Annotated in this window: 11 protein-coding genes; 2 read left to right on the top strand and 9 right to left on the bottom strand. The window is 31.3% G+C overall.

What is annotated here, in order from left to right; all coding sequences use genetic code 11:
* Positions 1-100: 100 nt before the first annotated feature.
* The 7 genes from ACI313_RS03080 to ACI313_RS03050 all read right to left on the bottom strand — a co-directional run bounded on the left by ACI313_RS03080 (position 101) and on the right by ACI313_RS03050 (position 7,874).
* Positions 101-826: an AAC(3) family N-acetyltransferase gene (locus tag ACI313_RS03080; protein ID WP_439755244.1), complete on the bottom strand. Its 726-nt coding sequence runs from the start codon at positions 824-826 to the stop codon at positions 101-103.
* 19 nt (positions 827-845) lie between these two features.
* The gene (gene glpK / locus ACI313_RS03075) at positions 846-2,324 is read right to left on the bottom strand and encodes a glycerol kinase GlpK (protein WP_439755243.1); all 1,479 of its coding nucleotides are present in this window, start codon (positions 2,322-2,324) and stop codon (positions 846-848) included.
* Between the two features lie 63 nt (positions 2,325-2,387).
* A complete protein-coding gene (gene pheT, locus ACI313_RS03070) occupies positions 2,388-4,790 on the bottom strand; it encodes a phenylalanine--tRNA ligase subunit beta (protein WP_320608118.1) in 2,403 nt (800 codons plus the stop codon).
* Between the two features lie 11 nt (positions 4,791-4,801).
* Positions 4,802-5,833 carry a phenylalanine--tRNA ligase subunit alpha gene (gene pheS, locus ACI313_RS03065; protein ID WP_439755241.1) on the bottom strand — a complete coding sequence of 344 codons (1,032 nt, stop codon included), beginning with the start codon at positions 5,831-5,833 and terminating at the stop codon, positions 4,802-4,804.
* A gap of 255 nt (positions 5,834-6,088) precedes the next feature.
* Positions 6,089-6,499, bottom strand: coding sequence for a VanZ family protein (locus ACI313_RS03060; RefSeq protein ID WP_407066610.1), 411 nt, complete (start codon positions 6,497-6,499; stop codon positions 6,089-6,091).
* Complete coding sequence (locus ACI313_RS03055) at positions 6,480-7,136, bottom strand: acyltransferase (RefSeq protein WP_320608120.1); 657 nt, start codon at positions 7,134-7,136, stop codon at positions 6,480-6,482. Before ACI313_RS03055 ends, ACI313_RS03060 begins: the two co-directional genes overlap by 20 nt.
* Before the next feature lie 48 nt (positions 7,137-7,184).
* The gene (locus ACI313_RS03050; protein ID WP_320608121.1) at positions 7,185-7,874 is read right to left on the bottom strand and encodes a LytR/AlgR family response regulator transcription factor; all 690 of its coding nucleotides are present in this window, start codon (positions 7,872-7,874) and stop codon (positions 7,185-7,187) included.
* Between the two features lie 191 nt (positions 7,875-8,065).
* Here ACI313_RS03050 and ACI313_RS03045 point away from each other — a divergent pair, with 191 nt between their 5' ends.
* The gene (locus tag ACI313_RS03045) at positions 8,066-8,803 is read left to right on the top strand and encodes a TrmH family RNA methyltransferase (protein WP_320608122.1); all 738 of its coding nucleotides are present in this window, start codon (positions 8,066-8,068) and stop codon (positions 8,801-8,803) included.
* Between the two features lie 12 nt (positions 8,804-8,815).
* Here the strand turns inward: ACI313_RS03045 and ACI313_RS03040 are convergent, their stop codons facing one another.
* The gene (locus ACI313_RS03040; RefSeq protein ID WP_320608123.1) at positions 8,816-9,184 is read right to left on the bottom strand and encodes a thioesterase family protein; all 369 of its coding nucleotides are present in this window, start codon (positions 9,182-9,184) and stop codon (positions 8,816-8,818) included.
* 34 nt (positions 9,185-9,218) lie between these two features.
* On the opposite strand from ACI313_RS03040, the gene ACI313_RS03035 reads away from it, so the two are divergent.
* Positions 9,219-10,127: a hypothetical protein gene (locus tag ACI313_RS03035; protein WP_320608124.1), complete on the top strand. Its 909-nt coding sequence runs from the start codon at positions 9,219-9,221 to the stop codon at positions 10,125-10,127.
* A 20-nt stretch (positions 10,128-10,147) separates the two neighbouring features.
* Here ACI313_RS03035 and ACI313_RS03030 read toward each other — a convergent pair whose 3' ends face one another.
* Positions 10,148-10,855, bottom strand: a complete 708-nt coding sequence (locus tag ACI313_RS03030; protein WP_439755239.1) for an HAD family hydrolase — start codon at positions 10,853-10,855, stop codon at positions 10,148-10,150.
* Positions 10,856-10,913 lie beyond the last annotated feature (58 nt).

The following is a 10,913-nucleotide window of genomic DNA, read 5'->3' as shown; positions in this document are numbered from 1 at the left end:
TCATCAAGCGCCCATTTATATTACCAAATCACCTTTTTAGAGTCAACACTTTTTTTAAAAAAATAAAAAAAGATTAAACTTTTTTCGTTTAATCCTTTTTCTACGCCAATTCTTCTATTGATAAACAGGAAATCACTTGATTTGAGATCATGCTTTCTTTTACATAACAATATTCTAATAATTCTTTTCGTTGTTCTAAATCACATTTAACATTTAAATATGTCTTTACCATTTTTTTCTTTGCGGTTTGCACATATGCTTTTTCAACTTGAACACTGCCAACTCCAATAGTTTTGGCAATTGCAGGCAATAAAACACTTTCTTCTTTATCAAATCCTATCAAAATATTATACGCTTTACGATGCGCAAATCCTTTAAGTACATGTCCAAACGAAATAGGATAATTCATTGTTTGCTTAACCCAATCCATACTCATATTTCCTTTAAACACAAAACTATATACTGGGTGATTCGAGCGTATCACTCCTTTTTGCATCATGAATTGATTTACACACAAGCTATTTACATCACTCATCGTTAATGCTGTATTATATCCTGGCATTTCTTCTCTAATTTGTTGCCAATCTTGATAGTCATAATAAATCCCCATACAAGCAGGGTCCAACGAACTATAAGTAAAAGACGGAATCATTATGCAACCATCTTCACCTATAACTTCCCAAATCGCATCAAATAACGTTTGATATCCTCCTAATACATTAGGAAACTTTGATAAATTTGCTTGTAAACATATAAGACTACCCTGTTCAACTTTTAGTTCATTCAGAACATCGATAAAATCTTGTTTAAACAATACATTACTCATGTTGGTATTTTATCAAAATCTAAAATTCCATACAAGCATGGACCGCTTTTTTCCATCCTCCATAGATTTTATCAATATTTTTTTTTGAACGAGATGGTTTAAACACACGATCTAAATCCATCTTTAAATCATCATACGTCCAATACGAACAAGATAAACCAGCTAAATATGCTGCTCCTAGTGCCGTTAATTCATTAATTTTATATCTTTCGATATCGCACATTAAAATATCACTTTGAAATTGAAGTAAGAAATTATTCGCTGCGGCCCCACCATCTACTTTTATAGAACTGATTGCTACACCACTATCTTCAACCATAGCCTCTAACACATCTTTACTTTGAAATGCCATAGCTTCTAGTGCCGCACGAACAAGATGATTTTTATTTGTTCCAAATGTTAAACCAACAATACTTGCTCTACATTTATCATTCCAATACGGAGCTCCTAAACCAACAAAAGCAGGTACAATATATAATCCATTACAGCTATCTACTGATAATGCCATTTGTTCTGTTTGGGATGCACTATTAATAATTTTTAATTCATCTCGAAGCCATTTAATCAAAGAACCCGAAACAAATATACTTCCTTCTAGAGCATATGTGATTTTATCGCCAATTTTCCAAGCAACTGTACTTACTAAGCCAGAATTAGAACGTACAATTTTATCACCCGTATTCATCAGCATAAAACCACCTGTTCCATAGGTATTTTTAACACTTCCCATTTCATAACATCCCTGTCCAAATAAAGCAGCTTGTTGATCTCCTACAACTGCACAAATTGGAATTTCTTCATTTAAAAACAAATAAGGACTCGTATTTCCGTAATGACATGATGTTGCTTTGATTTCAGGTAAAATCGCTTTTGGAATATCAAACAATTCCAATAATTCATCATCCCATGTGCACGTTTCAATGTTAAATAATAAAGTTCGTGATGCATTTGATACATCTGTGATATGAACTTGTTGACCAGTTAGTTTCCATACAAGCCATGAATCAACTGTACCAAATAACAATCCCCCTTTTTTAGCTTTTTCTTTCGCACCTTCGACATGATTTAAAATCCATACAATTTTAGAAGCCGAAAAATAAGGATCAATTCGCATTCCCGTTTTTTTAGAAATTATAGATTCATACCCTTTTTCTTTCCATTCATCACAAATTCCATCTGTTTGTTTTGATTGCCAGACAATTGCATGATAAATAGGCAATCCCGTTTCTTTATCCCATATTATTGTTGTTTCTCTTTGATTGCTTATTCCAATCGATGCAATTTGTTTAGGTGAAATTTTAGCCTTTGATATAACATCCATGCAAACAGCTAAAGTTGACAAATAAATATCATTAGCATCTTGTTCCACCCATCCTGGTTGTGGATAAAATAAAGTCGTTTCTTTTTGTGACATTGCCACTACATTTCGCTCATGATCAAACAAAATTGCTCTTGTACTTGTTGTTCCTTGATCAATTGCCATTATAAATTTTTCCATTTTGCCACCTCTATTTCATTATAACCCGATAACAAAAAAGTAAATACAAAAAAAAGAGGATTACTATCCTCTTAATTGTGCATTACAATCTTTTACAATTGCAGCAATAATATTATTAAATACTGTATTAATTTCTTCATCTTTCAATGTATGCGTATCTGATTGGAATAAAACTGAAAGCGCAACTGATTTTTCATTTTCACTAACATGTTCTCCTTCATATACATCGAATACTTCAATGTTACGAATAACCATTTCTTTATTAACACGGCCTTGTTTTTTCATAACATTAATGACTTTTTCTACTGGCATGTCACGATCAATAACAAAGGCTAAATCACGAGAAACACTTGGATATTTTGAAAGTGGTGTGAACTTAACTTTTGCTTTTTTAATTGATAACAATAAGTCACAGTCTAATTCAGCCATAATTACACCTTTAACATTTGTTTGTTTTTCATATGATGGATGAATTTGTCCACACAATCCAATACAATCTTTACCAATATAAATAGCTGCACTTCGATATGGATGGAAGTGTTTTGTATCAATAGTATTTTCTTTAAATGCAATACGAGCCGATGCAATACCAATTTGATCTAATAAACTTTCAATTAATCCTTTTGCAGTATAGAAATCACTTGGTAATGAGTAACCAGTCCATCTTGATTGTTGTAATTGTCCACTAATCGCAAATGCTACACGACTTTGTTGACCACCAACATAAGATACATCACTATATTCAAACACATTACAATCTTTATTGTTTCTTGCTTGGTTATAGCTTACTGTATCCAATAAACTTGGTAAAATGCTTGTTCGAATCCATCTTCTTTCTTCACTCATTGGAATTGCTAATTCAACTGCATCTCCTTTTGGCATAATCGCATTATCTTTTTTCTCTGTGCTAATTAAAGTATAAGTGATGCAATCTTGTAATCCCTGTGAGGCAAAGTAATGACGAATTGTACGTTTTAATTTTTGTTTTTCATTTAATTTACCTTCTGTCATTTCCATTAATGGAAGTGTTGTAGGAAGTGAATCAAACCCTATAATACGAATAACTTCTTCAGCTAAATCCGCTTTCCCTTCCATGTCCGTACGATAAGAAGGAATAGTTACTGTAAATTCTTCATTATTTAATACCGGAGCAAAATGAAGACGTTCAAAAATATCATACACTTGTTGACAATTATAAGAAGTTCCTAATAAACGATTAATATCGTTTAAAGTACATTTAATTTCTTTTGGTTCATATGGATTATTTCCATATTCTACTGTTTCTTCAATTAATTCCGCATCAGCGTATTCAATTAGTAGTTGTACAGCACGATCCAAAGCTTTTTTAGCCGCTAATGGTTCAATACCCTTTTGATAACGAACACTTGCTTCCGTTTGCAAGGACAAACGACGAGCTGTGTTACGAATTGAAACATGATCAAAATGAGCACATTCAATAATTAATCCTTTAGTAGTATCCAAGATTTTAGAATCATCTCCACCCATAATACCTGCAATACCAATTGGCTTACCTTGGTTTGTGATTACACAATCCTCTGGTTGTAAACGATAAGTCACTCCATCTAAAGCAGTATAATCTTCATCAAATCCATCTGCTACTGTAATTTCATGATTAGGAATCGCATCCATGTCATAGAAATGCATTGGTTGACCTGTTTCTAACATAACAATATTAGAAATATCAACTACGTTATTAATTGAATGAACACCGCTTGCCATCAATAGTTCTTTCATCCATTTTGGACTTTCTTTAATCTTAACAGAACCAATGATTTTTCCTAAAAAATAAGGACAACGATCTGTTTTACTATCAATTTTCAAAGTTGTACTTGTTCCAATATCACTTGCACCATCAAATTCGGGAAGTGTTACTTCACGATTCAAAATAGCTCCTGCTTCAAGTGCCATTGAAAAACTAGCTAAACAATCACTACGATTTGGTGTTAAACCAATATCTAAAATTTCATCATCTAATCCTAAATATCCTAATGGATCTGTATTTCCTACTGGAGCATCTTCAGGAAGAATTTCAATTCCATTCAATTGATCTTCTGTCAATAATTTAGAATCCACTCCTAATTCAAACAAAGCACAAATCATTCCTTCGCTTTTTTGTCCACGAATAGATCCTGCTTTAATTTCTCCTCCTGGTAAAATAGCACCTGGTTTTGCCACGATTACTTTTTGTCCAGCAGCAACATTAGGAGCTCCACAAACAACATCCAAAACAGCATCCCCAACATTTACTTTTGTACAATGAAGGTGGTCGCTATCAGGATGATCTGTACATTCTTCTACATACCCGATTACTAAATTCGTTCCTTGACTTTGTTTTTCAATTGCCTCTACTTCAAATCCAGCATTCGTGATTTTTTCTTGTAACTGTTCAATTGTTAAGTCCGAAATATCCATGTATTGTGATAACCATTTTCTTGAAATTTTCATAATACAACCTCCTACTCAAAACGCTTAAATTCATCCGCGAAGCGTTTATCATTTGTATAGAAATGACGAATATCATCAATACCATATTTCAACATTGCCATACGTTCAATACCAACTCCAAATGCGAATCCACTTACTTTTTCAGGATCATATCCAGCCATTTTTAATACATTCGGATTTACTTCTCCCGCTCCTAAAATTTCAATCCATCCTGTTCCTTTACAAGTTGGACAACCTTTACCACCACAAACATGACAACTTACATCTACTTCAACACTTGGTTCTGTGAATGGAAAATAAGAAGGACGGAAACGAATTTGTTTATCTTGCCCAAAAATTTTACGAGCCATAAATAACAATGTTCCTTTTAAATCTGATAGAGAAATATTTTCACCAACAACTAATCCTTCCATTTGCATAAATTGATGTGAATGTGTAGCATCATCATCATCTCTTCGATATACTTTTCCAGGACAAATTACTTTTACTGGATTTGGTGCAGATTGTTCTAGTACCACCATTTGAATAGCTGTAGTATGTGTTCTCAATAAATTGTTTTCATCAATGTAAAGTGAATCTTGCATATCACGAGCAGGGTGATCTTTAGGAATATTTGCTCTTTCAAAACAATATAAATCATCAACAATATCGTTTCCTTCAATCACTTGATATCCCAATCCAATAAATAAATCTTCTAACTCTTCCCACATTAAATTAAGCGGATGAATTGTACCAATATTTGGTTTTCTACCAGGTAAAGTGATGTCAATTTTTTCACTTTCAATTTTAGAAAGCATTTCTTTTTCTTCTAATTCTACTTTCTTTGCATCAATTAAATCTGATAATTCACTTTTCAAACAATTTACTTTTTGCCCGAAAACAGGTTTTTCTTCTTTAGGAAGATCTTTCATTAATTTCATTAACCCTTGAACAGGTCCTTTTTTTCCTAAATAAGAAACACGTAAATCATTTAATTCAGATAAACTTTGACAAGATGAAATTTTTTCATTAAATTCTTGTCGTAATTGTTCAATTTCGTTCATTTTTTGATCCTTTCTATAAATAAAAAAAAGACGACATAGGAGCGACTAATCGCGGTACCATCCTATTTCGCCTTTTAAGCACTTAATTATCATGATAACCGTATGAAACGGAAGAGGATTAACTCTCACTCCCAGGTGAATTCATTATTCCTTCTTATCTTAAACCTTACAGCCAACGAGTTTAAGTCTCTTTACAAGGACAAATAATTACTACTCCTGTTCAACGCTTTGCCTTATGATTATACAAAATAAAATTTAAAACTTCAAGATTTTATGACATAACAATATTGAACAAAAGCTTGAAAAACCATCTAAACAGACATCCAAGATTGAGCCATGCCTTAATGGAACGAACAATTGATGAAACTCATCCATTCCAGCAAAGAAAAAACATAACAATATACAAATCATCATCCATCGTTTATCTTTCACACAATTATAAAGAAGAAACCCTAATACAAAATATTCAAATGCATGTGCACATTTTCGTATAATACCATGAAGTATTTCACTATTTTCAAAGCGAAAAACTATACTTACAATATTTGTGATAAATAAACTTTGATTTTGTGATTGACTAGCACCTTGCGATGAAAAATAATAAATCAATCCCAACCAGATTACTGTCAACACTACATATTGAAGCCTAATTTTTTTCAACGACATTCATTCCCGTTTTCACAATCGAATTAGCAGGAATTATTCCTCGAACACAGCTTACCGGATAAACATTTGAATGAGGTCCAATCACAGTTCCTGGATTTAGAACACTATTGCATCCAACTTCAACATAATCTCCAAGCATTGCTCCAAATTTTTTTAATCCCGTTTCATATTGTTTATCTTTTCCATGCACTACAACTAATGTCTTATCAGATTTTACATTACTTGTAATAGAACCAGCTCCCATATGTGATTTATATCCAAGGATGCTGTCGCCAACATAATTATAATGTGGTGTCTGTACATTATCGAATAAAATAACATTTTTTAATTCAACACTATTTCCCACAACACAATTATCACCAATTAAAGCACTTCCCCTGATAAAAGCACAATGTCTAACCTCTGTATTGGCCCCAATAATACAAGGAGCCCCTAAATAAGCACTTTCAAATATATTTGCTGTCTTATGAACCCAGACATGTTCTTTAATTTCAACGTAATCTTCAGGTAAAGTTTGCCCTAATTGAATAATAAATTCTTTAATTCCTTTTAAAGCTTCCCATGGATACACAAATTGTTCCAAATAACTTTTAGCTAATGTATGATTCAAGTCATACAAATCATGAATTGTAACCATTCTACCACCTCTTGAATCATACTATATCACAAATTTGTGATAAATCGATTATTTCCGCGATTCAAAATATTTTTTTACTATTTTGACATACTTTCGAGAAATAGGGATAAACGTTTTATCAACCATATTCAAATTATTTCTATGATATTCAAATACATAATCACAATTAACTAAATAACTAAAATGAACCCGCATAAAACTCTCTTTTAACTGACTTTCAAGACCATTTAAGCTGGTATACGTTACATACGTTCTTCCATCTTTCAAGTGTATAATGGTTTTTCTCTTATCTCTTTCTAAATACAAAATATCACTTTGATGCAAAATATAAATCGTATTGCGCCAACTTACATTTAAGTAACGTTGATCTTTTGACGCTAAATCTTTTTGAATGCGTTCTAAAGCTTGATCAAAATATGGATTTAATTCATTTTTATAAATAAATGCGATTGGATCATAATCATATACTTGATACCCTACTCTTAAATCAGATCCAATAAACATTATTCCATAATAAGCCGCTTCTTTTTTAAACATAGATGCATATTCTTTCCAGTCTTTTAAATCTGTATCAATAATCAATACATTAGCTTGTTGATAACAATCACTTCTTTTAAATGATTTATAACTACTAAATACATTTTCATCACTAAAATGAAATCCGCAAATCGAATTAACATGTTGTGCAATAAACTTAACATTACTTATTTCCGCGCTCAATAAAACAAATTCAACCAAACCAAAACCCTCCATTTAAAACGTTCATTCTTTTTCTAGCAGATAAAATCTCAAACATAAATTGTAATTTTTCCAATAACTTAAAAAATTCATTTGTTATCTCATCTACGCTTATATTAAACATCTTTAATTGACATTATCGGTGTCACAAACATATTTTAAATCCAATCGTATCGTGTTATAATATTGCCATGAAAATAGAATCAATTCAGAATAAAAAAATAAAAGAACGCACAAAATTACACACAAAAAAAGAACGCGATAAAACTGGTTTATTCATTGTAGAAGGAGAACATTTAATTCAAGAAGCCATTCACGCAAACGTTTTAAAAGAGTTATATATTCTTGATACAATAGAAAATCCATTTGATTTTCCTTGTTTTGAATGCACTCAAAGCGTAATCAATAAATTATCAAACCAAGTTTCAAACGCAAAAATGATAGGTGTCTGTCAAAAGCAAACATACAAAAATGACAATTACTCTAAAGTTTTATTATTAGATGACGTTCAAGATCCTGGAAATGTAGGAACCATTATCCGAAGTGCCTATAGCTTTGGTATAGATTGTATTTATTTATCAAATAAATGTGCCGATTTATATAATTTAAAAACTATTCAAAGCTCACAAGGAGCTCTTTTCCATTTGCCTGTCTTTGTATGCGATATAAAAGAAAAGATAAAGCAATTACAAAAGAAGAACATAAAAGTGTATGCCACAGCTTTACATCAAAAAGCTAAAATGCTTCAAGAAATTGTTCCAGAAAATAGTTTTGCCATTGTGTTAGGAAATGAAGGAAGTGGTATTAAACAAGAGATTGTAGATAGTTGTGATGAATGTATTCAAATTGAAATGAATCAATTTGAAAGTTTAAACGTCGCAATAGCTGCTTCTATATGTATTTATTATTTCCAATATAACAAAAAGTGAAACCAGCCGGTTTCACTTTAATTTTTCTAAAAACTTTTGTTCATTAACTAAAAAGCGTTCATGATATCCTTTTCCAATGATTTCTTCACCTTCACAAGCAATCACTTGAAAACAAACTTTACGTCCATCGATTTTTGATATTTCTGATGTTATATGTATTGTAGATCCAACTGCACTTGCTTTATCATGAGATACATTAATACAAGTTCCAACACTTGTCACACCCTCATCCATTTGTCCTTCCAAACATAGACAAGAAGCTTCTTCCATCCAGGAAATCATTTGTGGAGTTGCCAAGACTTCAAGTGATCCACTTTTCATCATTTTAGCAGTGTTTTGTTCTTGTACGACTCTTTCAATTGTAATTGATTTAAATTCCATGATACCCTCCCATGAACTATGATATAATACATCTATGAATCAAGATCAAATCATTTATGAAAAAGCAAAAAAGATAGTTAATCGAAATCATTGGACTGTATTTTTCATCGTTCTTATCTATTTTATAACATTCTATTTAATATTCCAATTAAAATTTATGGAGCAAGTACAGTTTGCGATTCACTCTGTTCTAATCGCAAGTTTTCTGAGTGAACTCTGTTTATATGGATTATTATTTACCTTATTAAGTACTGGAAAAAAATTTGCACGATGGCTTTATTCACTTGGAAATTTATATTCCTTTGCCTTATTATTTATTCCAGCTTATTATCTAATAAACGATTATTTTCACATTATTCCATATATTATCTGGATAGTCGCTTTATTTATCAAAAACATTGGTTTGTTAAAGTACGGAGGATATTTACGAAACAATCGCTGGGCTAAAGTATATTATGACCACGAAATAGAAATTGAAGACGATGAAGACATTGAAAATTATTATTTAAAAAGTAAAAACAAAACGAAAGATGAAGAACCATTTACCCTTCCTCAACTTTGTTTGCGTTTAGGAATTTGTGTATACGGATCACTTCTTGTTTTTCCTATTTTTATGCAAATATTCGCATCATTATTTGAATCAAATGATCTTCAAAGCGTATTTGCGATAAAAGATATGTTTTTATTTTGTATTTACTCCGCCGTTATTTGGACCATTCCTATTTTCTTATTTTATTATAGTCACCCTTTTTCAAAGAAATCCGTTGGCTTATGTTTTATTTTAGAATGTGTTCGAATTTTATTCTATGCTAAAACGCTATTTCAATATTTTACGCAGAACCTATATCCCGTTCGTGTATATATATTCTTCATCATCGTCGATATTATTCGATATATTCTAATATTGATTAGTATTTATCCTATCTTTAAAAAAGAAGAGTAGAAAACCTCTTAACAAGTTTTTTACTCTTCTTGAGCATGAATATATGCCAATAAATCATCAAAGCTTCCTTGTGGATATTTCGAAATATCCACATTTTTTGTATTAATTAAATCATCAGTTAATAAGAAGACATTAAAACCAAGTTGTTCACTTACCATATCCTCTGTTGCATCATTTCCTATCATCAAACATTTACTAGGATCTAAATTAAATAAATCAATAATTTCTTGATAGTAAATTAAATTTGGTTTACAAGAATGTGAATTTTCATATGTCGTAATGTGTTTAAAATCATTCACATCCAACCCCGCCCAAGCTATACGAGAATACGTTGAGATACGTGGAAAAATAGGATTGGTTGCTAAAATCAAAGGATACTTTTGTTTTAATTCATCAATTACTTCTTTACTCTTGGGATTAAATCCACACGAGCTTCTTGCTTGTTGAAAATCCGTTTTATAAAATTCTTCAAATACAGGTTCATCATCCCGTGCTTTTTGACCATAGAATTCACAGAAAACCGACCAGAACACTTCTTCATTACTCAAAGAGCCATCATTTAAAATCATTCCTTTGGTTCCTTTCCAAATATTTTGAATTAAGTCCTCTGCTTTATATCCATGCCCTGCCATCTTTTTAGCCATCAAAGAAAAATACGCTTTTGTAAATTTCTCTTGATCCATAGGCAATAAAGTACCATCTAAATCAAATAAAATTGTATCAAACATATAATATTCCTGGTATATTCTAATTGACTCATCTAATAGTCATTTAGAATATACTTTT

Source organism: Floccifex sp. (genome assembly GCF_051873495.1).
Lineage (GTDB): Bacteria > Bacillota_I > Bacilli_A > Erysipelotrichales > Erysipelotrichaceae > Floccifex.
This window is presented reverse-complemented; position numbering and strand designations above follow the sequence as displayed.

Excerpts from the sequence above, each read along its gene's own strand:
- pheT (WP_320608118.1), bottom strand. The coding sequence starts at position 4,790 with ATGAAAATTTCAAGAAAATGGTTATCACAATACATGGATATTTCGGAC.
- pheS (WP_439755241.1), bottom strand. The coding sequence starts at position 5,833 with ATGAACGAAATTGAACAATTACGACAAGAATTTAATGAAAAAATTTCA.
- ACI313_RS03035 (WP_320608124.1), top strand. The coding sequence starts at position 9,219 with ATGAATCAAGATCAAATCATTTATGAAAAAGCAAAAAAGATAGTTAAT.
- ACI313_RS03040 (WP_320608123.1), bottom strand. The coding sequence starts at position 9,184 with ATGGAATTTAAATCAATTACAATTGAAAGAGTCGTACAAGAACAAAAC.
- glpK (WP_439755243.1), bottom strand. The coding sequence starts at position 2,324 with ATGGAAAAATTTATAATGGCAATTGATCAAGGAACAACAAGTACAAGA.
- ACI313_RS03030 (WP_439755239.1), bottom strand. The coding sequence starts at position 10,855 with ATGTTTGATACAATTTTATTTGATTTAGATGGTACTTTATTGCCTATG.
- ACI313_RS03060 (WP_407066610.1), bottom strand. The coding sequence starts at position 6,499 with ATGTCGTTGAAAAAAATTAGGCTTCAATATGTAGTGTTGACAGTAATC.
- ACI313_RS03055 (WP_320608120.1), bottom strand. The coding sequence starts at position 7,136 with ATGGTTACAATTCATGATTTGTATGACTTGAATCATACATTAGCTAAA.
- ACI313_RS03080 (WP_439755244.1), bottom strand. The coding sequence starts at position 826 with ATGAGTAATGTATTGTTTAAACAAGATTTTATCGATGTTCTGAATGAA.
- ACI313_RS03045 (WP_320608122.1), top strand. The coding sequence starts at position 8,066 with ATGAAAATAGAATCAATTCAGAATAAAAAAATAAAAGAACGCACAAAA.